Raw genomic sequence first — 21,628 nt, forward strand, 5'->3', positions numbered from 1 at the left:
AACCCATGCCGTTCATCTGGCCCGTCCGCATTTACTGGGAAGACACCGATGCCGGGGGCATCGTGTTCTATGCCAACTACCTCAAGTTCTTCGAGCGCGCGCGCACCGAGTGGCTGCGCTCGCTCGGGCTCGAACAAAGCCGGCTGCGCGAGCACAGCGGCGGCATGTTCGTCGTCACCGAAGCGCGCGTGCGATACCTGCGCCCGGCGCGCCTCGACGATGAACTCCTTGTTACCGCCCAGCTGCAGGAAGCAGGCCGCGCATCGCTGACAATCAGGCAGCAGGCGCTATTGAAGAATGAGTGCCACAGCGGCCCAGCGCCCACACTCGTCAGCGAAGGCACCATCCGCATCGGCTGGGTGGACGCCGCCAGCCTGCGCCCCGCACGCATCCCGAACTCCCTCCTGGAACAACTCTCATGAATTCCCAAGACATGTCGATCCTGTCGCTGATGCTGAACGCCAGCTGGGTCGTGCAATTCGTCATGCTGCTGCTGCTGGGCGTGTCCGTCGCCAGCTGGGCCGCGATCTTCCGCAAGCTGTTCGCGCTCAAGCGCGTGAACTCGCTCAACGAAGACTTCGAGCGCGACTTCTGGTCGGGCACCAGCCTCAACGACCTCTACGCCAGCGCCGCGCAGAACGCCAAGAACGCCGGCCCCATGGAACGCATCTTCGCCAGCGGCATGCGCGAATACCAGAAGCTGCGCGAGCGCCGCATCATCGACCCCGGCACCCTGCTCGACGGCGCGCGCCGCGCCATGCGCGCGAGCTTCCAGCGCGAGCTGGACGTGATCGAGTCGAGCCTGTCGTTCCTGGCGTCGGTGGGCTCGGTCTCGCCCTACGTGGGCCTGTTTGGCACCATCTGGGGGATCATGCACGCGTTCACGGGCTTTGCCGGCATGGAGCAGGTCACGCTGGCCACCGTGGCGCCCGGCATTGCCGAGGCGCTGGTGGCGACCGCCATCGGCCTGTTCGCCGCCATTCCGGCGGTGATTGCCTACAACCGCTTTGCCCACGACATCGACCGCGTGGCCAACCAGCAGGAGACCTTCATCGAGGAGTTCTCCAACATCCTGCAGCGCAATCTGGGCGCGCAGCCCACCGCCTCGGCCTCGGGCCACTGAAGGAGGAGCCTCTATGCCCGCCATGGCATCCCGCGGCCGCGGCCGCCGCACCATCAACGAGATCAACATGGTGCCCTTCATCGACGTGATGCTGGTGCTGCTGATCATCTTCATGGTGACCGCGCCCATGCTCACGCCCAGCGCCATCAACGTGCCCTCGGTCGGCAAAGGCAGCAAGCCGCCCAAGACTTTTGGCCAGGTGATCGTGCAGCAGGACGGTAGTGTGCAGCTCAAGACCGACGGCAGCGAGCGCCCGCTGACGCTGCAGGCGCTGGGCGAGGCCGCCCGCACCTGGCAGGCCGGGCAACCCGACGACACGGCCATCCTGATCACGGCCGACAAGGGCGTCAGCTACGAAACCGTGGTCAAGGCCATGGACGCGCTGCAGCGCGCCGGCGTGCAGCGCGTCGGCCTGTCCGTGCGCCAGGGCGGCTGAGTCCACGCACGCACCGGCCCCCCTGAACCCATGCAATTTCACGACGATAGAGACCAGTTTGCCCCGCCCCGCCCGCCCGCGCGCCTGCGTGCCGTGGTGCTGGCGGTGCTGGTGCATGCGATGCTGATCGGCGCACTGACCTGGGGCGTAAACTGGAAGAGCGAGAGCGACCAGCCTGCGGTGGAAGCCCAGTTGTGGTCTGCCGTGCCCCAGCAGGCGGCACCGCGCGCCGCCGAGCCCCCGGCGCCCACACCGCAGCCGCCCGAGCCTGTCCAGCCCGCGCCCCCCCCCCCTCCGCCGCCACCTCCTCCGGAACCGCGCCAGGCCGAGCCCGACACGCGCGCGGCCGACATCGCCGTCGAGCGCGAGAAAAAGCGCCTCGAAAAGGAAAAGAAAGAGCGCCAGCAGCAGCTCGAACGCGACAAGCGCGAGAAAGAGCGCAAGGAAGAAGAGCGCCGCGACCGCCTGGAGCAGGAGAAAAAAGAGCGCCTGCAAAAGGAAAAGATCGAGCAGCTGAAGGCCGAAAAAGCCGAGAAGGCCGAGCGCGAGAAGGAACGGCTGGAGAAGCTGGAAAAGCAAAAGCAGGCCGCCGAGGACAAGAAGCGCCAGGCGCAGGAAGACCAGCGCAAGCAGGAGGCCCTCGAAAAGGCCAGCGCCAAGGCCGCCGAAGCCCGCCGGCAGGAAAACATCCGCCGCATGCAGGGCCTCGCCGGTGCCACGGGCGGCGACACCGCTACCGGCAGCGCCAAGCAGGACTCCGGCCCCTCGGGCAGCTATGGCGGCAGGGTCGCGGCCAAGGTCAAGCCCAACATCGTCTACCCCGATGCGGTGAGCGGCAACCCGCGCGCCGTGGTGCAGGTGCGCGCCGCGCCCGACGGCACCATCGTCGGCACCAGGCTCGTGCAGTCGAGCGGCAACAAGGCCTGGGACGACGCCGTGCTGCGCGCCCTCGACAAAACCGAAACCCTGCCACGCGACGTGGACGGGCGCGTGCCCTCGGCGCTCGAAATCGGCTTCCGTCCCAAGGACTGACCAGGCCCCGGGCGCCGCAAGGGGCCCGGGATCTGCCGTTTTGCTGAGCCAGCGCAGAACGCCGGCCTCGCTGCCGTCCGACAATCGCGCGATGACCCCCAAAAGCCCCGAACTGCTGCTGCCTGCCGGCTCGCTGGAGCGCATGCGCGCCGCCTACGACTACGGCGCCGACGCTGTCTATGCCGGCCAGCCGCGCTACAGCCTGCGTGCGCGCAACAACGAATTCCGCGTCGAACAGATCGCGCAGGGCATCGCGGAAGCCCATGCGCGCGGCAAGAAATTCTTCCTCACCAGCAACCTGCTGCCGCACAACGACAAAGTACGCACTTACCTGCGCGACATCGAGCCCATCATCGCCATGGGCCCGGACGCGCTGATCATGGCCGACCCCGGCCTGATCATGCTGGTGCGCGAGAAGTGGCCGCAGGTGCCCATCCACCTCTCGGTGCAGGCCAACACCGTGAACTTCATGGCGGTGAAGTTCTGGCAGACGGTGGGCGTGCAGCGCGTCATCCTCTCGCGCGAGCTGAGCCTCGACGAGATCGCGAAGGTCCGCCAGGAATGCCCCGACATGGAACTCGAGGTGTTCGTGCACGGCGCGCTGTGCATCGCCTATTCGGGCCGCTGCCTGCTCTCGGGCTATTTCAACCGGCGCGACAGCAACCAGGGCACCTGCACCAACGCCTGCCGCTGGAGCTACGCCACGCAGGAAGCCGCCGTGGACCCCACCACCGGCGAAGCCATGGCCCAGCGCATGGAAGGCGACTTCGATTTCGCCCAGGCCCAGGAAGACGACCACGCCGCCTTTGCCGCCTGCGGTGGCGGCGCGCGCCACCCGCGGGCCGACCAGGTCTACCTGCTCGAAGAGAAGGAGCGGCCGGGCCAGCTGATGCCCATCATGGAAGACGAGCACGGCACCTACATCCTGAACAGCAAGGACCTGCGCGCGGTCGAGCATGTGCAGCGGCTGGTCGATATCGGCGTCGATTCGCTCAAGATCGAAGGCCGCACCAAGAGCCAGTACTACGTCTCTCGCACGGCGCAGGTCTACCGCCGGGCCATCGACGATGCCGTGGCCGGCCGCCCGTTCAACCCCGAACTCCTCACCGAGCTCGAGGGCCTGGCCAACCGCGGCTACACCAGCGGCTTTCTCGAGCGCCGTCCCGCCCACGCGTACCAGAACTACGAAAGCGGCAGCTCGCAGATGCGGCGCAGCCAGTTTGTCGGCGAGGTCAAGGCGCTGCAGGACGGCTGGGCCGAGGTCGAGACCAAGAACCGCTTTGCGGTGGGGGACCTGATCGAGATCGTGCACCCGAGCGGCAACCGCACCATACGCCTGGAAACCATGCAGGGGCTCGATGGCCAGGCCCTGCAGGCCGCGGCCGGCAGCCCGCTGCGCGTGCGCATTCCCCTGGCCGACGCGGTGGACGGGGCGCTGCTGGCGCGCGTGCTCGAGTCCGACAAAAATTCAGACCAAATCGGCCCCTAGCGCTTACCCAGCAAGCGCTGATAGCTACTGAAATCATAGTAAAAAAGCCCGGCGCTCTTGCGAGCGCCGGGCTTTCAGCCGCAGGGGGCGTGGGCCGTCAGGCGGCCACGCCGTCCGCCACGTCCTTGTACTCCGCGATCTGGTCGAAGTTCAGGTACTGGTAGATCTGGCCGCTGCTTTGCTTGATCACGCCCATGTCGGCCAGGTACTCGGCCTGGCTCGGGATGCGGCCGAGCTTGGAGCAGATGGCGGCCAGTTCGGCCGAGCCCAGGTAGACGTTGGTGTTCTTGCCCAGGCGGTTGGGGAAGTTGCGCGTGCTGGTCGACATCACGGTCGCGCCTTCCTTGACCTGCGCCTGGTTGCCCATGCACAGCGAGCAACCGGGCATTTCCATGCGCGCGCCGGCAGCGCCGAAGACGCCGTAATGGCCTTCCTCGGTGAGCTGCTGCGCGTCCATCTTGGTGGGCGGCGCCATCCACAGCTTGACCGGAATGTCCTTCTTGCCTTCGAGCAGCTTGGACGCGGCACGGAAGTGGCCGATGTTGGTCATGCACGAGCCGATGAACACTTCGTCGATCGCAGCGCCGGCCACGTCGGACAGCGTCTTGGCGTCGTCGGGGTCGTTGGGGCAGCAGACGATGGGCTCGGTGATCTCGGCCAGGTCGATCTCGATCACGGCGGCGTATTCGGCGTCGGCGTCGGGCTCCAGCAGCTGCGGGTTGGCCAGCCAGGCTTCCATGGCCTGGATGCGGCGGCCGATGGTGCGCGCGTCTTCGTAGCCCTGGGCGATCATGTTCTTGAGCAGCACGATGTTCGACTGCAGGTACTCAATGACCGGCGCCTTGTTCAGGCGCACCGTGCACCCGGCGGCCGAGCGCTCGGCCGACGCGTCGGACAGCTCGAATGCCTGCTCGACCTTCATGTCCGGCAGGCCTTCGATTTCGAGGATGCGGCCCGAGAAGATGTTCTTTTTGCCCTGCTTTTCCACCGTCAGCAGACCGGCCTTGATGGCGTAGAGCGGGATCGCGTGCACCAGGTCGCGCAGCGTGACGCCGGGCTGCATCTGGCCCTTGAAGCGCACCAGCACCGACTCGGGCATGTCCAGTGGCATCACGCCCGTGGCCGCGGCAAAGGCCACCAGGCCCGAACCGGCCGGGAAGCTGATGCCCACGGGGAAGCGCGTGTGGCTGTCGCCGCCCGTGCCCACGGTGTCGGGCAGCAGCATGCGGTTGAGCCAGCTGTGGATGATGCCGTCGCCGGGCTTGAGCGAGATGCCGCCGCGCGTGCTGATGAAGTCGGGCAACTCGTGGTGCATCTTCACGTCCACAGGCTTGGGGTAGGCCGCGGTGTGGCAGAAGGACTGCATCACCAGGTCGGCGCTGAAGCCCAGGCAGGCGAGGTCCTTGAGCTCGTCGCGCGTCATCGGGCCGGTAGTGTCCTGCGAGCCAACCGAGGTCATGCGCGGCTCGCAGTAGGTGCCGGGCAGCACGCCCTGGCCTTCTGGCAGGCCGCAGGCGCGGCCGACCATTTTTTGCGCCAGCGTGAAGCCCTTGCCGGTGGCGGCGGGTACTTGCGGCAGGCGGAACAGCGTCGACGGCTCCAGGCCCAGCGCCTCGCGCGCCTTGGTCGTCAAGCCGCGGCCGATGATCAGCGGAATGCGGCCGCCGGCACGCACTTCGTCGAACAGCACCTCGCTCTTGACCTCGAACTCGGCAATCACCTGGCCGTCCTTGAGTGCCTTGCCGGCGTAGGGCAGCAGCTCGATGGTGTCGCCCATGTGCATCTGGCTCACGTCCAGCTCGATCGGCAGCGCGCCGGCGTCTTCCATGGTGTTGTAGAAGATCGGGGCGATCTTGCTGCCCAGGCAGACGCCGCCAAAGCGCTTGTTGGGCACGAACGGAATGTCTTCGCCCGTGAACCACAGCACGCTGTTGGTGGCCGACTTGCGGCTCGAGCCCGTGCCGACCACGTCGCCGACGTAGGCCACGAGGTGGCCCTTGGCGCGCAGGTCTTCGATGAACTGGACCGGACCGCGCTTGCCGTCTTCCTCGGGCGTGATGCCGTCGCGCTTGTTCTTGAGCATGGCGAGCGCATGCAGCGGAATGTCGGGGCGGCTCCAGGCGTCGGGCGCGGGAGAGAGGTCGTCGGTATTGGTCTCGCCGGTGACCTTGAGCACCGTGAGCTTGATGCTCTGCGGCACTTCGGGGCGGCTGGTGAACCACTCGCCATCGGCCCAGCTTTGCAGCACGGCCTGCGCGAAGGTGTTGCCCTTGTCGGCCTTTTCCTTGACGTCGTGGAACTGGTCGAACATCAGCAGCGTCTTCTTGAGCGCTTCAGCGGCGACGGAGGCGACCGCGGCGTCGTCGAGCAGATCGATCAGCGGCGTCAGGTTGTAGCCGCCCAGCATGGTGCCCAGCAGCTCGGTGGCCTTCTCGCGGCCGATCAGCGTGCAGTTTTCGGTTCCGTGCGCCACGGCAGCCAGGTAGCTGGCCTTGACCTTGGCGGCATCGTCCACACCGGCGGGCACGCGGTGCGTGATCAGGTCGAGCAGCACCGCTTCCTCGCCCGCGGGCGGGCTCTTGAGCAGCTCGATCAGCGCGCCAGTCTGCTTGGCGGTCAAGGGCAGCGGCGGGATGCCCAGCGCTGCGCGCTCGGCCACGTGTTCACGGTAGGCTTGCAACATGTAGTTTTTTCTCCGGTTACTTCTGGTTCATCAATGGGGGCCGGTGCAACCCGGCAGGGACGCCGTCACTTGGCAGGCGGCGCTTCCAGCACGCTGGGCGGGGGGTTTTTCTTGATGGCCTCGGCCACCACCACCTGGGCGGGGCTCATGCATTCATCGGCCAGGCGCTGGCCACGTTTCTGGTCCATCAACATGGACTTGTTGGCAATCTGCAGCCAGACGGCGCCGCCCTTGGCGTCTTCGAGCCGCACCGTGCCGGTGGTCGTGGCGACCGGCACCATGTGGTACTTGAAGCCCTTGCCGCCCACATGGAAGTGGCCCGGTGCTTGGGGATCGGCGTCGATCTGCACACTGGCGCCCAACTCGCACGGGATATGGCCCACGTGCACGCGTTCGGCAATGGCCAGCTCCGCCGGGGTCAGCGCGGCCTCGGCCGCCATGAGGCCGGTGGCCACCTGGCTGGTGGCGCTTTTGAGCTGCGTGCGGCTGCTGGTGGGCTGGGCCTTGGCGACCACGGCCTTGCTTTCTTTCTTGGCTTTGGCGGTGGGCTTGGCCGTGGCCTTTGCCGCGGGCTTGGAGGCAGGGGCGGCGGCAGGCGCCGGCGTCTGGGCCGTGGCAAGGCTGGACACCAGGGCCATCAGGGCAGATGCGAACAGGGTTTTCATAGGGGCTCCAGCAAAGCGGAAAAGGGTCAGAAAGGGGACGGAGAAAACCAGTGTTGTACCGCAGGTGGCAACGGCCGTCCCGTCTGGTGGGCGCGCTCGAGCACCTGCCAGAAGTAGCGGTAGCTGGCGCGGTCGTGCAAAGCGCCCTCAAAACTGATGGGAGCCCAATCGGCGGCTGCGCCAGTAGCTATGAGTTTGGAAGCGTTGTCGATTTCGTCCTGCGCCGGCGCCAGGGCTTTGAGGATGGGACGGATCTGCGCGGGGTGGATGCTCCACATGCGCGTGTAGCCCAATTCGCCCGCGGCGCGGCCGGCGGCGGCCTGCAGCGCGGCCAGGTCGCTGAACTCGGTGACCACGCAATGCGAGGGCACTTTGCCATGCGCATGGCAGGCGCTGGCGATCTCGAGCTTGGCGCGCACCACCAGCGGGTGCGCAAACTGCCCGGCCGAGGTCATAGCAGAGGCCGGAATGGCACCGCCATGGGCCGAGACAAAATCCATCAGCCCAAAGCTCAGGCTTTGCACACGCGGGTGCGCGGCGATCTCAAAGGCGCGGTGCACGGCCGCAGGCGACTCGATCAGCACATGCAGTGGCAGGTGCCCGGCCGACGCGCGTTGCAACGCCTTTTCGGCCAACAGCACGTCGTCCACGGACTCGACCTTGGGCAGCATGATGTGGCACAGCCGGTGGCCGGCTTCGCCGGCGATGGTGTCGATGTCGTTGGCAAAGGCCGGGTGGTCCACAGGGTGCACGCGGGCCGCGACGCGCGCGCCGGGCGCCGCGCCCTGGGCCAGTGCCGCCACCAGCGCCGCGTGCGCGGCCTCGCCGCCCACGGGCGCGCCGTCCTCGCAGTCGAGCGTGACGTCAAAGACGCAGGCGCCAAACTCCGCAGCCATCTCGGCCTGCAATTGCAGGCTTTTGCGCATCCGCGCTTCAACGCCGCTGTAGTGGTCGCACACGGGCAGAAAGCCCGACTGCGCCTGCGCGCCCAGGAGGATGTCGCGGGGATGGGTCATGGATAAAAAGGCACTGGCGGAGCGGAAATGGGAAGGCGGGTACCGGAGCCCCCCGGTGCGTTGGCGCACGCGGGGCCCCGGGCCCGGTTCAGAGCAGGTGCTTGACGCCGTCTTGCTCGCCCTGCAGCTCGGCCAGGGTGGTGTTGATGCGCTCTTGCGAGAAGGCGTCGATGTCCAGGCCCTCGACGACCTTGTACTCACCGTTTTCGCAGGTCACGGGAAAGCCGAACATGGTGTCCTTCGGAATGCCGTACTGGCCGTCCGACGGAATGCCCATGGTGACCCATTTGCCGTTGGTGCCCAGCGCCCAGTCGCGCATGTGGTCGATGGCGGCGTTGGCAGCCGAGGCGGCCGACGACAGGCCACGCGCCTCGATGATGGCGGCTCCGCGCTTGCCGACCGTAGGCAGGAACACGTTGGCGTTCCATTCCTGATCGTTGACCATCTGGGCGACGCTTTCGCCGTTGATGGTGGCGAAGCGGTAGTCGGCGTACATCGTGGGCGAGTGGTTGCCCCAGACGGTCAGCTTCTCGATGTCGGCCACGGCCTTGCCGGTCTTGGCTGCGATCTGGCTGGCGGCGCGGTTGTGGTCCAGGCGCAGCATGGCGGTGAAGTTCTTGCGCGGCAGGTCGGGGGCCGACTTCATGGCGATGTAGGCATTGGTGTTGGCGGGGTTGCCGACCACCAGCACCTTGACGTTGCGGCTGGCCACGGCGTTCAGGGCCTTGCCCTGCGCCGTGAAGATGGCGCCGTTGACGGCGAGCAGCTCGGCACGCTCCATGCCCGGGCCGCGCGGGCGCGATCCGACCAGCAGCGCATAGTCGGCATCCTTGAACGCGGTCATGGGGTCGCTGTGGGCGGTCATCTCCACCAGCAGCGGGAAGGCGCAGTCGTCGAGTTCCATCATCACGCCCTTGAGCGCTTTTTGCGGGCCCTCGGCGGGCACTTCGAGCAGTTGCAGAATGACGGGCTGGTCCTTGCCCAGCATTTCGCCGGAGGCGATGCGAAACAGCAGGGCATAGCCGATTTGGCCAGCGGCGCCGGTGACGGCCACCCGGACGGGCTTCTTGGTCATGTGGAAACTCCAGAGGTGAAGGGAAACAGGTAGGGGAGCGGCGGAGACCACCTGCGCCTGTGACCAGCAACACGTGCCCCGCAAACTGCGGCCGGATTTTAGCGCCGATTTCCGCACCGCGTCAATTTGTCTTATGTCTTATATAAGATATGATGTGCGCCGTGCCGGACAGCCGAACCAGGCTCCGGCGCACCCACGCACCCACCGCGCCCATGTCATCCCTGCCCCTGCCTGCACCAGACGATTCCGCCCCGCCCCCCAGCCCGGCCGGACTGCCCGCGCCTGCGTTCAGCCCGCTGTACCAGCAGATCAAGGGATTGATCCTGCAGAGCCTGCAGGCCGGCGAATGGAAGCCCGGCGAAGCCATTCCCAGCGAGATGGATCTGGCGGCACGCTTTCGCGTGAGCCAGGGCACGGTGCGCAAAGCCATCGACGACCTGGCCGCCGAAAACCTGGTCGTGCGCCGCCAGGGCAAGGGCACCTTTGTCGCCACGCACGCCGAGCGCCAGGTGCAGTACCGCTTCCTGAAGCTGCTGCCCGATACCGGCGACGCCGGCGTGGAGGGCCCGGCAGAGCGCCACATTCTCGAATGCCGGCGCGTTCGCGCTGGTGCCGAGATCGCGCGCACGCTGGGCCTTCGCCCCGGCGACTCGGTGGTGCAGGCGCGCCGCGTGCTGTCGTTCGTCGGCGTCCCCACCATCCTCGAAGACATTTGGCTGCCCGGCCAGGCCTTTAAGGGTCTGACGGCCGCGCAGATGGCCAGCTACCCAGGCCCGACCTACGCCATGCTGGAGCTCGATTTTGGCGTGCGCATGGTGCGCGCCGAAGAAAAGATCCGCGCCGTGCTGCCCGATGCCGCCCAGGCCGCGCTGCTGCAAGTCACCCCGTCAACGCCCCTGTTGAGCGTGGAAAGAGTTGCTTACACGTACAACGATGTTCCCATGGAGTTACGCCGCGGCCTCTACCGCACCGACACCCACCACTACCACAACGAATTGAGCTGACGGCACCGGCGCCCCACGCTGGCCGAAGCCCCAAAAAGTCGAGAATGGCGAGTCGACACGACTCCTCTTGCTGCATTGCAATAGAATTTTGCCTTTCCCCGGCGCACGAATTACCAAGCAGTTACATCCACGAAAGCACTTGACATGACCGAGCTAGCTAAAAAGCGGCCTGAATTCCGCAACATCAACGCCTTCAAAGACCTGACCACCTACCGCATGACACCGGCAGCCTGGGTGTCGATCCTGCACCGCGCCAGCGGCGCGGTCTTGTTCCTGCTGCTGCCTTTCATCCTTTGGATGTTCGACACCTCGGTGTCCTCCGAGATCTCGTACGGCCGCTTCACCGCCGCCTTCAGCGCAGGCCTGGGGTTCGTTCCGGGCTGGCTGCTCAAGCTCGTCGCGCTGGCCCTGGTCTGGGGCTATCTGCACCACCTCATTGCCGGCATGCGCCACCTGTGGATGGATGTCAGCCACGACGCCGTCAACAAGCAATTTGGCAAGACATCGGCCCTGTTCACGCTGGTGGTCAGCATTGCGCTGACGCTGGTGCTGGGCGCCAAGCTGTTCGGCCTGTACTGATCCACCCGGCGGCGCCCGACCGCACGGCAGGCGCTCCACGATTGACTGAGAGGAAATCCACTATGTCCGACAACTACGGATACAAACGCACCGTCGTAGGTGCCCACTATGGCCTGCGCGACTGGTTGAGCCAGCGCGTGACCGCCGCACTGATGGTGCTGTTCACGCTGGCGCTGCTGGCCCAGCTGATCTTCTCCAAGGGCCCGGTGGGCTACGACCTCTGGGCCGGCATCTTCGCCAGCCAATGGATGAAGTTCCTTACCTTCATCGTCCTCATCGCACTGGCCTGGCACGCCTGGGTGGGCATGCGCAACATCTGGATGGATTACATCAAGCCCGTCGGCCTGCGCCTGGCGCTGCAGGTCTTCACGCTTGCCTGGCTCGTCGGCTGCACCGCCTGGGGCTTCCAAGTCCTGTGGCGCATGTGATCCCCACGCCCCAATCCGCGATCAAAGGCTAAATCAATGAGCTACACCAACGCCAACATCACCAAGCGCAAGTTCGACGTCGTCATCATCGGCGCCGGCGGCTCCGGCATGCGCGCCGCCCTGGAACTGTCCCGCGCGGGCCTCAACGTGGCCTCGCTGTCCAAGGTTTTCCCCACCCGCTCGCACACCGTGGCAGCGCAAGGCGGCGTGAGCGCCTCCTTGGGCAACATGTCCGAGGACAACTGGCACTACCACTTCTACGACACCATCAAGGGCGGCGACTGGCTCAGCGACCAGGATGCCGTCGAGTTCATGTGCCGTGAAGCCCCCAAGGTCGTGTACGAACTCGAGCACTTCGGCATGCCGTTCGACCGCAACCCCGACGGCACCATCTACCAGCGCCCGTTTGGCGGCCACACCGCCAACTACGGTGAAAAAGCCGTGCAGCGCGCCTGCGCCGCGGCCGACCGCACCGGCCACGCCATGCTGCACACGCTGTACCAGCAAAACGTCAAGGCCAAGACCAATTTCTTCGTTGAATGGATGGCGCTCGATCTGATCCGCGACCAGGACGGCGACGTGGTTGGCGTGACCGCGCTGGAGATGGAAACCGGCGAGCTGTACATCCTCGAAGCCAAGACCGTGCTGCTGGCCACCGGCGGTGCAGGCCGCATATTCGCGGCGTCCACCAACGCCTTCATCAACACCGGCGACGGCCTGGGCATGGCGGCGCGCGCCGGCATTCCGCTGCAGGACATGGAGTTCTGGCAGTTCCACCCGACCGGCGTGGCCGGCGCGGGCGTGCTGCTGACCGAAGGCTGCCGCGGCGAAGGCGCGATTCTTCTGAACAGCAATGGCGAGCGCTTCATGGAGCGCTACGCCCCCACGCTGAAGGACCTGGCGCCGCGCGACTTCGTCTCGCGTTCGATGGACCAGGAGATCAAGGAAGGCCGCGGCTGCGGCCCGAACAAGGACTACGTGCTGCTCAAGCTCGACCACCTGGGCGCGGAGACCATCCACAAGCGCCTGCCCTCGGTGTACGAGATCGGCGTCAATTTCGCCAACGTCGACATCACGCGCGAGCCCATTCCCGTCGTGCCCACCATCCACTACCAGATGGGTGGCGTGCCCACGAACATCCACGGCCAGGTCGTTGCGCACGACGGCTCGGGCAACGTCATCGTCAACGGCCTCTACGCCGTGGGCGAATGCTCGGCCGTGAGCGTGCATGGCGCCAACCGCCTGGGCACGAACTCGCTGCTCGACCTGCTGGTGTTCGGCAAGGCGGCAGGCCGCCACATCGTCGAGTTCAACCAGCAGCAGAAAGAGCACAAACCCCTGCCCAAGGACGCGGCCGACCGGACGCTCGAGCGCCTCAACCAACTCGAAAGCTCCACCGGCGGCATCTACTCGCAGGTGCTGGCAGGCGATATCCGCTCGACCATGCAGCAGCACGCAGGCGTGTTCCGCACCCAGGCCAGCATGGACGAAGGCGTCGAGAAGATCGCCGCACTGCGCGAGCGCGTGGGCGGTGTCACGCTGCAGGACAAGTCCAAGGTGTTCAACACCGCGCGCATCGAGGCGCTGGAAGTGGACAACCTGATCGAAGTGGCGCAGGCCACCATGGTGTCGGCAGCGGCTCGCAAGGAATGCCGCGGTGCGCACACCGTGTACGACTACGAGCACCCGGCCGACCACCCCACGGCGCCGCTGGGCCGCGACGATGTCAACTGGCTCAAGCACACGCTGTGGCACAGCGCCAGCAACACCCTGACCTACAAACCGGTGAACCTCCAGCCCCTGACGGTGGCCAGCGTGCCCCCGAAGGTCCGCACGTTCTAACCAGGTCGCCCCACGAGAGAAGAACCATGCAAAAACGCACATTCCAAATCTACCGCTACGACCCGGACAAGGACACCAAGCCCTACATGCAGACCATCGAGATCGAACTCGATGGCCACGAGCGCATGCTGCTCGATGCCCTGATCAAGCTCAAGGAGCAAGACCCGGCGCTGTCGTTCCGCCGCTCCTGCCGCGAAGGCGTTTGCGGCTCGGACGCCATGAACATCAATGGCAAGAACGGCCTGGCCTGCCTGACCAACATGAACACGCTCCAGGGCACCATCGTGTTGAAACCCCTGCCCGGCCTGCCCGTGATCCGCGACCTGATCGTGGACATGACGCAGTTCTTCAAGCAGTACAACTCGATCAAGCCCTACCTGATCAATGATGAACTGCCGCCCGAAAAAGAGCGCCTGCAGTCGCCCGAGGAGCGCGAAGAGCTGGACGGCCTGTACGAGTGCATCCTGTGCGCGAGCTGCTCCACGAGCTGCCCGAGCTTCTGGTGGAACCCCGACAAGTTCGTCGGACCGGCGGGCCTGCTGCAGGCCTACCGCTTCATCGCGGACAGCCGTGACGAAGCCACGGCCGAGCGTCTGGACAACCTCGAGGACCCTTACCGCCTGTTCCGTTGCCACACCATCATGAACTGCGTCGATGTGTGCCCCAAGGGCCTCAACCCCACGCGGGCGATCGGCAAGATCAAGGAACTGATGGTGCGCCGCGCCATCTGAGCCCGGGCCATGGATGACACCTCCATCCCCAGCGCAGCGGCGGCTTCGCCGCTGCTGGATCAGCGCGAACTGAGCAAGCTGCACTGGCGCTGCCGGCGCGGCCTGCTGGAGAACGACCTGTTCATTGAACAGTTTTTCACCCGCTTCGAACCCCAGTTGACGCAGCGCCATGCCCACGGCCTTCTGGCCTTGATGGACCTGGCCGACAACGACCTGCTGGACCTGTTGCTGTGCCGGCGCGAGCCCGAAGGCGCGCTGGACGCGCCGGAGGTGCACGAAGTGCTCGGCATGCTGCGCCAAGGTGGCCGCACCAGCGCACAGCCGCACTGACACAGGCAGTCCTACACCAACCATTGGCAACCCAAGGAAAGTAACAATGAAGCTAGCTGACAACAAAGCCACCCTGTCGTTCAGTAACGGCAGCCCCAACGTGGACCTGCCGGTCTACCAAGGCAACATTGGCCCGGACGTCATTGATATCCGCAAGCTGTATGGACAGACGGGCATGTTCACCTACGACCCGGGCTTCCTGTCGACAGCTTCGTGCCAGTCGGCCATCACCTACATCGATGGCGACAAGGGCGAGCTGCTGTACCGCGGCTACCCCATCGAGCAGCTGGCCACGCACTGCGACTACCTCGACACCTGCTACCTGCTGCTCAAGGGGGAGCTGCCCGACGCAGCCGCTCGCACCGACTTCCACAAGCTGGTGCTGGACCACACCATGGTCAACGAGCAACTGCAGTTCTTCCTGCGCGGTTTCCGCCGCGATGCCCACCCTATGGCCGTGCTCACGGGTCTGGTCGGCGCGCTGTCGGCCTTCTACCACGACAGCACCGACATCAATAACCCCGAGCACCGCGAGATCTCGGCGATCCGCCTGATCGCCAAGATGCCGACGCTGGTGGCCATGGCCTACAAGTACGGCAAGGGCCAGCCGTACATGTACCCGCGCAACGAGCTCTCGTACGCCGGCAACTTCCTGCGCATGATGTTCGGCACGCCGTGCGAAGACTACGTCGTCAACCCGGTGCTCGAGCGCGCCCTCGACCGCATCTTCATCCTGCACGCCGACCACGAGCAAAACGCGTCCACCTCCACGGTGCGCCTGTGCGGCTCCTCGGGCACCAACCCGTTTGCCGCCATCGCAGCCGGCGTGGCCTGCCTCTGGGGCCCCGCCCACGGCGGCGCCAACGAAGCCTGCCTGAACATGCTCGAAGACATCCAGCGCCAGGGTGGCGTGGCCAAGGTGGGCGAGTTCATGGAGAAGGTCAAGGACAAGAACTCGGGCGTCAAGCTCATGGGCTTTGGCCACCGCGTCTACAAGAACTACGATCCGCGCGCCAAGCTCATGCAGGAAACCTGCAATGAAGTGCTGGCCGAGCTGGGCCTGGAGAACGACCCGCTGTTCAAACTGGCCAAGCAGGTCGAGAAGATCGCCCTCGAAGACGACTACTTCGTCTCGCGCAAGCTCTACCCGAACGTCGACTTCTACTCGGGCATCGTGCAGCGCGCCATGGGCATTCCGGTGAACCTGTTCACCGGCATCTTCGCGCTGGCCCGCACCGTGGGCTGGATCGCCCAGCTCAACGAAATGATCAGCGACCCCGAGTACAAGATCGGGCGCCCACGCCAGCTCTACACCGGTCCGGTCCGCCGCGACGTAAAGGGCATCTGACCGACCCGCTCCGCCTGGCACCCCACAAAGCCCGCAGCCGCCTGCGGGCTTTTTTCATGGGCGATCCTTGCGCGCCTGCCCGCCAAAGCGCTCACGGTACGCCTGCGGCGTGATGCCCAGGCGGCGCACGAACAGGTGGCGCAGCGCCTGCTCGGACCCCAGGCCCACGCGCGCAGCCACGGTCTTGAGCGGCAGGCCGCCCTGCGCTTCGAGCAGCTGCTTGGCGCCTTCGAGCCGCGCCGCCTCGACGAAGGCCGAAGGGCTCTGCCCGGTCTCCTGCTGGAACACGCGGCGAAAGTGCCGCTCGCTCATCGCCGCCTGCGCCGCCATCTGAGCCAGGCCCAAAGGTTCGGCCAGGTGGGCCAGCACCCATTGCTGCACCGCCTGCACGCCGCGGTGGCCGGTGGTCTGCGTGGCCAGCGGCACGCTGAACTGCGACTGCCCGCCCGGGCGCTTGAGGTACATGACCAGATCGCGCGCCACCTCCAGCGCCAGTGCGTGACCGAAGTCTTCTTCCACCACGGCCAGCGCCAGGTCGATGCCGGCCGTCACGCCGGCCGATGTCCACAAATGGCCGTCGCGCACATAGATCGCGTCGGCGTCCACCGCAATGCGCGGATAGCGCTGCTGCAGCGCGGCGGCCACGCTCCAGTGTGTGGCCGCACGCCGGCCGTCGAGAAGACCCGCGGCGGCCAGGAAGAAGCTGCCCGAGCACAGCGCGATCATGCGCGGCACGTGCGGCGCCACGCGCGCGGCCCAGTCCACCAGTTCAGGCGAAGCGGCCAGCACCTGTTCGATGTTGCGCGAGCCCACCAGCACCACCGTGCAGCCGGCGCTGCCCTCCTCTTCGAGCTCGGCCAGCGTGTGCGTGGCGTCCAGCGCCATCAGGGTGTCGGACGGCACGGCGCCGCGCCGGGCCGCCACCACGCGCACCGCATAACCGTCGGGCCGGCCGTGCTGACGCAGGTGGACATTCGCGTAGTCGAACACCGACATCGGTCCCACGGCTTCGAGCGCCTTGAATCCAGGGTAAACGACGAGATCGACGCGGTGGGCGTGGGCGTGGTGGTGGTCCATGAAGGGGCTTGCAGGCAAAAGACAGAAGAAACAACGCAGGTTCTGGAGGCGCACTGCGCTAGCAGGGCGTACCCGCAACCGAGCGGCCAAACTGGCCGAGCCCCTGGCGCCATGGCCGGGCGTGCGTTTTTCGATGACATTCGGACAAAGCGGCCGCGCCATCGGCCATCGCGGCCGCGGTGGCCCAGGGCATGCCCTACAGTAGTGCATCGCCCAGGGGTTCAGCGCCAAGGCCATTGTCCTTCAGCCGCCGCGCGCCCTCTGCCCTTTCTGTCCTTCCCTTTTCCAGAGATCCGCCCATGAAATCCCGTGCCGCCGTCGCCTTCAAAGCCGGAGAACCCCTGCAGATCGTCGAGATCGACGTGGCCCCGCCGCAAGCCGGCGAGGTGCTGGTCAAGATCACGCACACCGGCGTGTGCCACACCGACGCCTTCACGCTCAGCGGTGACGATCCCGAAGGCGTGTTCCCGGCCGTGCTCGGCCACGAAGGCGCTGGCATCGTCGTCGAAGTCGGCGAAGGCGTCACCAGCGTCCGGCCCGGCGACCATGTCATTCCGCTCTACACCGCTGAATGCGGCGAATGCCTGTTCTGCAAGAGCGGCAAGACCAACCTGTGCGTGGCCGTGCGCGCGACGCAGGGCAAGGGCCTGATGCCCGACGGCACCACGCGCTTCTCGTACAACGGCGAACCCATCTACCACTACATGGGCTGCTCCACTTTCAGCGAATACACCGTGGTGGCGGCCGTGTCGCTGGCCAAAATCAATCCCGACGCCAACCCCGAGCAGGTCTGCCTGCTGGGCTGCGGCGTGACCACGGGCCTGGGCGCGGTGAAGAACACCGCCAAGGTGCAGGAAGGCGACACCGTGGCCGTGTTCGGCCTGGGCGGCATCGGCCTGGCCGTGATCCAGGGCGCCAAGATGGCCAAGGCCGGCCGCATCATCGCCATCGACACCAACCCCGCCAAGTTCGACCTGGCCCAGACCTTCGGCGCCACCGACTGCATCAACCCCAAGGACTTCGACAAGCCGATCCAGCAGGTCATCGTCGAGATGACGGGCTGGGGCGTGGACCACAGCTTCGAGTGCATCGGCAACGTCAACGTGATGCGCGCCGCGCTCGAGTGCGCGCACCGCGGCTGGGGCCAGTCGGTGGTCATCGGCGTGGCCGGCGCGGGCCAGGAAATCTCCACGCGCCCGTTCCAGCTGGTCACGGGCCGCAAATGGCTGGGCTCGGCCTTCGGCGGCGTCAAGGGCCGCAGCGAGCTGCCGGGCATGGTGGAGCAGGCCATGTCCGGCGAGATCCAGCTGGCGCCGTTCGTCACCCACACCATGCCGCTGACCGACATCAACGAAGCCTTTGACCTGATGCACGCAGGCAAGTCGATCCGCTCGGTGGTCGTCTATTAAAAAGATGAGCGCACAGCGCAATCCCCATCAGGGTTTGCGCATCAAAACAGCTGCTAACGCCCTGGATACCAGCGTTAGCAGCTCTTTTTTTAGGAGTTAACCATGTCCCCCGTTTCCCTGGAACTGACCAAAGCCCACGCCTGCTTTGGCGGCGCGCAGCGCTTCTACCAGCATGCTTCACGCGAGATTGGCCTGCCGATGAAGTTCTCGGTCTACCTGCCGCCCCAGGCGCTGCAGGGCGCCACGGTGCCGGCGCTGGTCTACCTGGCCGGGCTGACCTGCAACGAAGAAACGTTCATGACCAAGGCCGGCGCCCAGCGCCTGGCGGCCGGGCTAGGCCTGGCGCTGGTTGCGCCCGACACCAGCCCGCGCGGCGCGGGCGTGCCGGGCGAAGCCGACAGCTGGGACTTCGGCGTCGGCGCAGGCTTCTACCTCGATGCCACGCAAGCCCCCTGGCAGCCGCACTGGCGCATGGAGAGCTACCTCACGCGCGAGCTGCTGCCGCTGCTGGGCCAGCAGTTGCCAATCGACCTGGAGCGCGTGGGCATTTTCGGCCACTCCATGGGCGGCCACGGCGCGCTCACGCTGGCGCTGCGCCACCCGGGCCTGTTCAAGAGCCTGTCGGCGTTCGCCCCCATCGCCACGCCCACGCAGTGCCCCTGGGGCCGCAAGGCCTTCGCCGGCTACTTAGGGGAAGACGAGGCCCAGTGGCGCAACCACGACGCCAGCGCGCTGATGGCCGCGCAGCCCACTGCGCCCTACCCCGGCGGCATCCTGATCGACCAGGGCCTGGCCGACAAATTCCTGACCGACAAGCAGCTGTTGCCCGAAGCCTTCGAGGCCGCCTGCGCGCGCGTCCGGCAGCCGCTGACGCTGCGCCGCCAGGCCGGCTACGACCACGGCTACTACTTCATCCAGAGCTTCATCGACGACCACCTGCGCCACCACGCTGCGGCGCTGGGCTGACCGGCGGCTGCGGGGCTTAATCCCCGCCTAAGCAACGCGCCCTAGAATCGCGCTCCATGCCCGAATTCCTGCAGCGCTGGCAACAGCCACCCGCCAGCCTTCGCCGCCGCTCGGCGGCCGCTTCCGCCGTGCCAGCACGGCGCCCGCTCCATCCGGCCGCGCTGGTGCTGCTGGTCAGCCTCTGGCTTGCCACAGCCTGCAACCTGCCGCTGTGGCGCGCGGTCGCAGCGCTGCCCGGACACAGCGGCCTGCGCGGTCTGGGCTTTGCCCTGGCTTTCGCAGCCATCGTGCTGGCCGGCAATCTCGCCCTGCTCAGCCTGCTGGCCTGGGGCCGCGTGCTCAAACCGGTGCTGGCAGCGATGCTGCTGGTGGCTGCCCTGGGCGCCTATTTCATGCTGAGCTACGGCATCGTGATCGACCCCGGCATGCTGATCAACGTGGTGCAAACCGACCCGCGCGAAGCGGGCGACCTGCTCAACTGGCGCCTCGCCGCCACCGTGCTGGTGCTGGTCGGGCCGCCGCTGTGGTGGCTGCTGCGCCAGCCCGTGCGCCCGCTCGGGGCCTGGCGCCACCTGCTGCACAACGGCCTGCTGCTGCTCGCCGCGGCGCTGCTGGCCCTGGGCAGCCTGCTGCTGGTGTTCCAGGACTTTGCCTCGACCATGCGCAACCACACCCAGCTGCGCTACCTGATCAACCCGCTCAACAGCGTGTACGCGCTCGGCTACGCCGCCGCCACGCCGCTGCGCATGGACACCGGCACGCTGCTGCCGCTGGGCCGCGACGCCAAGCTCGGCGCCAGTTACGCCACGCAGTCCGCTCCCCCGCTGCTGGTGCTGGTGCTCGGCGAGACGGCGCGCAGCGCCAACTTCGGGCTCAACGGCTACGAACGGGCCACCACGCCGCGGCTGTCGGCGCGCACCGACCTGGCCAGCGCGCGCAATGCCTGGTCGTGCGGCACCAGCACGGCCGCATCGGTGCCCTGCATGTTCTCGCACCTGGGCCGCAGCGGCTTCACGGGCCGCTCGGCCAACTCCGAGAACCTGCTCGACGTGCTGCAGCACGCGGGCCTGGCCGTGCTCTGGGTGGACAACCAGTCGGGCTGCAAGGGCGTGTGCGACCGCGTGGCGCAGGCCAGCACCACCGGCCTGCAAGACCCGGGCCTGTGCCCCGGCGGCGAGTGCCAGGACCCCGTCCTGCTCAAGGACCTGGACGCGCGCATCGCAGCCCTTCCGGCCGAACAGCGCGCACGCGGCACCGTGGTGGTGCTGCACCAGATGGGCAGCCACGGACCGGCCTACGCCAAGCGCTCGAACGCGGCGCAGAAAAAATTCCTGCCCGAATGCCAGTCCAACGCCCTGCAGGAGTGCAGCCGCGAGCAGGTGGTCAACGCCTACGACAACAGCATCGTTGCCACCGACCAGTTCCTCGACGCCACGGTGCAGTGGCTGCAAGCGCGGTCGGCCCATGCGCAGACCGCCCTGGTCTACGTCTCGGACCATGGGGAGTCGCTCGGCGAGAACAACCTCTACCTGCACGGCCTGCCCTACGCGGTGGCCCCGGACGTGCAGAAACATGTGCCCTGGATCACCTGGCTCTCGCCCGGCATGCAGGAGCGCAGCGGCATCGCCACCGCGTGCCTGCAGCGCACGCTGGCCGAGCGCCGCATCTCGCACGACAACTACTTCCATTCCGTGCTCGGTCTCATGGACGTGCACAGCAGCGTCTACGAACCCGCGCAAGACATCTACGCCGACTGCCGCGGCGCGGCACATCCGCAGTAAAAACCGCGCCCCCGGCCCGGCGCAGGCGCGCCGGGATTGTCCGCGTGGGGTGCTACAGCATTGCCGATCAGCTACAGTCGGGTGTTAAAGACTTGCCTGAGGTAGTTATCGTGCGCAAACCACCGATCATTCTGTCGTCGCTGGACATGGACCGGATTGAAGCCCTGCTGGCGGCCATCCCGGCCAGTGCCCTGGCCGGCAAGGCCGAACTGCAGGCCGAACTCGATCGCGCCGATGTGCTGCCCCCCGAACAGGTGCCGCCGACCGTGGTCACCATGAATTCCACCGTCAAGTTCTCCATCGTCGAAACCGGCAAGGAGTTCTGCCTGACGCTGGTGTACCCCCGCGACATGGACGGCAGCGCCGACCGCATCTCGATCTTCGCCCCCGTGGGCGGCGCGCTGCTCGGCCTGTCCGTGGGCGACGAGCTGGCCTGGCCCGGCCCCGGCGGCAAGGCCATGACGGTGCGCGTGACCGAAGTCATCTACCAGCCCGAACGCGCGGGCGAGCTGCACCGCTGAACGCAAGCACCCGAGGCGCCACCGTGCCCTGCCCTGCCCCGCACCGCACAGCTGCGCCGGCCGGGCATGACCTTTTGCCTGTTCAGGCGCCTG

General features: G+C 66.8%; 21 protein-coding genes. 16 read left to right on the top strand and 5 right to left on the bottom strand.

Annotation, left to right across the window (positions count from 1 at the left end; all coding sequences use genetic code 11):
* The first annotated feature begins 5 nt into the window (after positions 1-5).
* The 5 genes from ybgC to yegQ all read left to right on the top strand — a co-directional run bounded on the left by ybgC (position 6) and on the right by yegQ (position 4,080).
* Positions 6-422: a tol-pal system-associated acyl-CoA thioesterase gene (gene ybgC, locus B2J86_RS14200; protein ID WP_169169373.1), complete on the top strand. Its 417-nt coding sequence runs from the start codon at positions 6-8 to the stop codon at positions 420-422.
* Complete coding sequence (gene tolQ, locus B2J86_RS14205; protein ID WP_169169372.1) at positions 419-1,123, top strand: protein TolQ; 705 nt, start codon at positions 419-421, stop codon at positions 1,121-1,123. Before ybgC ends, tolQ begins: the two co-directional genes overlap by 4 nt.
* Positions 1,124-1,136: 13 nt before the next feature.
* Complete coding sequence (locus B2J86_RS14210; RefSeq protein ID WP_169169371.1) at positions 1,137-1,559, top strand: biopolymer transporter ExbD; 423 nt, start codon at positions 1,137-1,139, stop codon at positions 1,557-1,559.
* Between the two features lie 30 nt (positions 1,560-1,589).
* Positions 1,590-2,591 carry a cell envelope integrity protein TolA gene (gene tolA, locus B2J86_RS14215; RefSeq protein WP_173025952.1) on the top strand — a complete coding sequence of 334 codons (1,002 nt, stop codon included), beginning with the start codon at positions 1,590-1,592 and terminating at the stop codon, positions 2,589-2,591.
* Positions 2,592-2,682: 91 nt separating this feature from the next.
* On the top strand, positions 2,683-4,080 hold the full coding sequence (yegQ, locus tag B2J86_RS14220) for a tRNA 5-hydroxyuridine modification protein YegQ (protein ID WP_173025953.1): 1,398 nt from the start codon (positions 2,683-2,685) through the stop codon (positions 4,078-4,080).
* A gap of 97 nt (positions 4,081-4,177) precedes the next feature.
* On the opposite strand, the gene acnB is transcribed toward yegQ, so the two are convergent.
* The 4 genes from acnB to B2J86_RS14240 form a co-directional block, all read right to left on the bottom strand.
* Positions 4,178-6,763, bottom strand: coding sequence for a bifunctional aconitate hydratase 2/2-methylisocitrate dehydratase (gene acnB, locus B2J86_RS14225; RefSeq protein WP_169169369.1), 2,586 nt, complete (start codon positions 6,761-6,763; stop codon positions 4,178-4,180).
* A gap of 65 nt (positions 6,764-6,828) precedes the next feature.
* Positions 6,829-7,428, bottom strand: coding sequence for a hypothetical protein (locus B2J86_RS14230; protein ID WP_169634381.1), 600 nt, complete (start codon positions 7,426-7,428; stop codon positions 6,829-6,831).
* Positions 7,429-7,454: 26 nt separating this feature from the next.
* A complete protein-coding gene (locus B2J86_RS14235; protein WP_173025954.1) occupies positions 7,455-8,444 on the bottom strand; it encodes a CoA ester lyase in 990 nt (329 codons plus the stop codon).
* An 88-nt stretch (positions 8,445-8,532) separates the two neighbouring features.
* Positions 8,533-9,519 carry a malate dehydrogenase gene (locus tag B2J86_RS14240; RefSeq protein ID WP_173025955.1) on the bottom strand — a complete coding sequence of 329 codons (987 nt, stop codon included), beginning with the start codon at positions 9,517-9,519 and terminating at the stop codon, positions 8,533-8,535.
* Between the two features lie 212 nt (positions 9,520-9,731).
* On the opposite strand from B2J86_RS14240, the gene B2J86_RS14245 reads away from it, so the two are divergent.
* The 7 genes from B2J86_RS14245 to B2J86_RS14275 all read left to right on the top strand — a co-directional run bounded on the left by B2J86_RS14245 (position 9,732) and on the right by B2J86_RS14275 (position 15,781).
* On the top strand, positions 9,732-10,523 hold the full coding sequence (locus tag B2J86_RS14245) for a GntR family transcriptional regulator (protein WP_169169365.1): 792 nt from the start codon (positions 9,732-9,734) through the stop codon (positions 10,521-10,523).
* Between the two features lie 144 nt (positions 10,524-10,667).
* Positions 10,668-11,102 carry a succinate dehydrogenase, cytochrome b556 subunit gene (sdhC, locus tag B2J86_RS14250; protein WP_169169364.1) on the top strand — a complete coding sequence of 145 codons (435 nt, stop codon included), beginning with the start codon at positions 10,668-10,670 and terminating at the stop codon, positions 11,100-11,102.
* A gap of 62 nt (positions 11,103-11,164) precedes the next feature.
* The gene (gene sdhD, locus B2J86_RS14255; RefSeq protein WP_169169363.1) at positions 11,165-11,530 is read left to right on the top strand and encodes a succinate dehydrogenase, hydrophobic membrane anchor protein; all 366 of its coding nucleotides are present in this window, start codon (positions 11,165-11,167) and stop codon (positions 11,528-11,530) included.
* A 36-nt stretch (positions 11,531-11,566) separates the two neighbouring features.
* On the top strand, positions 11,567-13,372 hold the full coding sequence (gene sdhA / locus B2J86_RS14260) for a succinate dehydrogenase flavoprotein subunit (RefSeq protein WP_169169362.1): 1,806 nt from the start codon (positions 11,567-11,569) through the stop codon (positions 13,370-13,372).
* Positions 13,373-13,398: 26 nt separating this feature from the next.
* On the top strand, positions 13,399-14,103 hold the full coding sequence (locus tag B2J86_RS14265; protein ID WP_169169361.1) for a succinate dehydrogenase iron-sulfur subunit: 705 nt from the start codon (positions 13,399-13,401) through the stop codon (positions 14,101-14,103).
* Between the two features lie 9 nt (positions 14,104-14,112).
* Complete coding sequence (locus B2J86_RS14270; protein ID WP_169169360.1) at positions 14,113-14,433, top strand: succinate dehydrogenase assembly factor 2; 321 nt, start codon at positions 14,113-14,115, stop codon at positions 14,431-14,433.
* Between the two features lie 46 nt (positions 14,434-14,479).
* Positions 14,480-15,781, top strand: coding sequence for a citrate synthase (locus B2J86_RS14275; RefSeq protein WP_173025956.1), 1,302 nt, complete (start codon positions 14,480-14,482; stop codon positions 15,779-15,781).
* Between the two features lie 54 nt (positions 15,782-15,835).
* On the opposite strand, the gene B2J86_RS14280 is transcribed toward B2J86_RS14275, so the two are convergent.
* Positions 15,836-16,858 carry a GlxA family transcriptional regulator gene (locus B2J86_RS14280; RefSeq protein ID WP_173025957.1) on the bottom strand — a complete coding sequence of 341 codons (1,023 nt, stop codon included), beginning with the start codon at positions 16,856-16,858 and terminating at the stop codon, positions 15,836-15,838.
* Between the two features lie 299 nt (positions 16,859-17,157).
* Here B2J86_RS14280 and B2J86_RS14285 point away from each other — a divergent pair, with 299 nt between their 5' ends.
* The 4 genes from B2J86_RS14285 (at position 17,158) to rnk (ending at position 21,535) form a co-directional block, all read left to right on the top strand.
* Entirely contained in the window at positions 17,158-18,267 is a 1,110-nt protein-coding gene (locus B2J86_RS14285; protein ID WP_169169357.1) for an S-(hydroxymethyl)glutathione dehydrogenase/class III alcohol dehydrogenase, read from the top strand.
* A 102-nt stretch (positions 18,268-18,369) separates the two neighbouring features.
* A complete protein-coding gene (gene fghA / locus B2J86_RS14290; protein ID WP_305792585.1) occupies positions 18,370-19,233 on the top strand; it encodes an S-formylglutathione hydrolase in 864 nt (287 codons plus the stop codon).
* A 56-nt stretch (positions 19,234-19,289) separates the two neighbouring features.
* Positions 19,290-21,014, top strand: a complete 1,725-nt coding sequence (locus B2J86_RS14295; RefSeq protein ID WP_173025958.1) for a phosphoethanolamine transferase — start codon at positions 19,290-19,292, stop codon at positions 21,012-21,014.
* A gap of 107 nt (positions 21,015-21,121) precedes the next feature.
* Entirely contained in the window at positions 21,122-21,535 is a 414-nt protein-coding gene (rnk, locus tag B2J86_RS14300) for a nucleoside diphosphate kinase regulator (protein ID WP_169634391.1), read from the top strand.
* The last annotated feature ends 93 nt before the right edge of the window (positions 21,536-21,628 follow it).

This window comes from Acidovorax sp. SRB_14 (genome assembly GCF_012932145.1).
In the GTDB taxonomy this organism is placed as follows: domain Bacteria; phylum Pseudomonadota; class Gammaproteobacteria; order Burkholderiales; family Burkholderiaceae_C; genus Simplicispira.

Bases quoted from the DNA above. Each gene is read 5' to 3' on its own strand.
- ybgC (WP_169169373.1), top strand. From the start codon at position 6: ATGCCGTTCATCTGGCCCGTCCGCATTTACTGGGAAGACACCGATGCC.
- tolQ (WP_169169372.1), top strand. From the start codon at position 419: ATGAATTCCCAAGACATGTCGATCCTGTCGCTGATGCTGAACGCCAGC.
- B2J86_RS14210 (WP_169169371.1), top strand. From the start codon at position 1,137: ATGCCCGCCATGGCATCCCGCGGCCGCGGCCGCCGCACCATCAACGAG.
- tolA (WP_173025952.1), top strand. From the start codon at position 1,590: ATGCAATTTCACGACGATAGAGACCAGTTTGCCCCGCCCCGCCCGCCC.
- yegQ (WP_173025953.1), top strand. From the start codon at position 2,683: ATGACCCCCAAAAGCCCCGAACTGCTGCTGCCTGCCGGCTCGCTGGAG.
- acnB (WP_169169369.1), bottom strand. From the start codon at position 6,763: ATGTTGCAAGCCTACCGTGAACACGTGGCCGAGCGCGCAGCGCTGGGC.
- B2J86_RS14230 (WP_169634381.1), bottom strand. From the start codon at position 7,428: ATGAAAACCCTGTTCGCATCTGCCCTGATGGCCCTGGTGTCCAGCCTT.
- B2J86_RS14235 (WP_173025954.1), bottom strand. From the start codon at position 8,444: ATGACCCATCCCCGCGACATCCTCCTGGGCGCGCAGGCGCAGTCGGGC.
- B2J86_RS14240 (WP_173025955.1), bottom strand. From the start codon at position 9,519: ATGACCAAGAAGCCCGTCCGGGTGGCCGTCACCGGCGCCGCTGGCCAA.
- B2J86_RS14245 (WP_169169365.1), top strand. From the start codon at position 9,732: ATGTCATCCCTGCCCCTGCCTGCACCAGACGATTCCGCCCCGCCCCCC.
- sdhC (WP_169169364.1), top strand. From the start codon at position 10,668: ATGACCGAGCTAGCTAAAAAGCGGCCTGAATTCCGCAACATCAACGCC.
- sdhD (WP_169169363.1), top strand. From the start codon at position 11,165: ATGTCCGACAACTACGGATACAAACGCACCGTCGTAGGTGCCCACTAT.
- sdhA (WP_169169362.1), top strand. From the start codon at position 11,567: ATGAGCTACACCAACGCCAACATCACCAAGCGCAAGTTCGACGTCGTC.
- B2J86_RS14265 (WP_169169361.1), top strand. From the start codon at position 13,399: ATGCAAAAACGCACATTCCAAATCTACCGCTACGACCCGGACAAGGAC.
- B2J86_RS14270 (WP_169169360.1), top strand. From the start codon at position 14,113: ATGGATGACACCTCCATCCCCAGCGCAGCGGCGGCTTCGCCGCTGCTG.
- B2J86_RS14275 (WP_173025956.1), top strand. From the start codon at position 14,480: ATGAAGCTAGCTGACAACAAAGCCACCCTGTCGTTCAGTAACGGCAGC.
- B2J86_RS14280 (WP_173025957.1), bottom strand. From the start codon at position 16,858: ATGGACCACCACCACGCCCACGCCCACCGCGTCGATCTCGTCGTTTAC.
- B2J86_RS14285 (WP_169169357.1), top strand. From the start codon at position 17,158: ATGAAATCCCGTGCCGCCGTCGCCTTCAAAGCCGGAGAACCCCTGCAG.
- fghA (WP_305792585.1), top strand. From the start codon at position 18,370: ATGTCCCCCGTTTCCCTGGAACTGACCAAAGCCCACGCCTGCTTTGGC.
- B2J86_RS14295 (WP_173025958.1), top strand. From the start codon at position 19,290: ATGCCCGAATTCCTGCAGCGCTGGCAACAGCCACCCGCCAGCCTTCGC.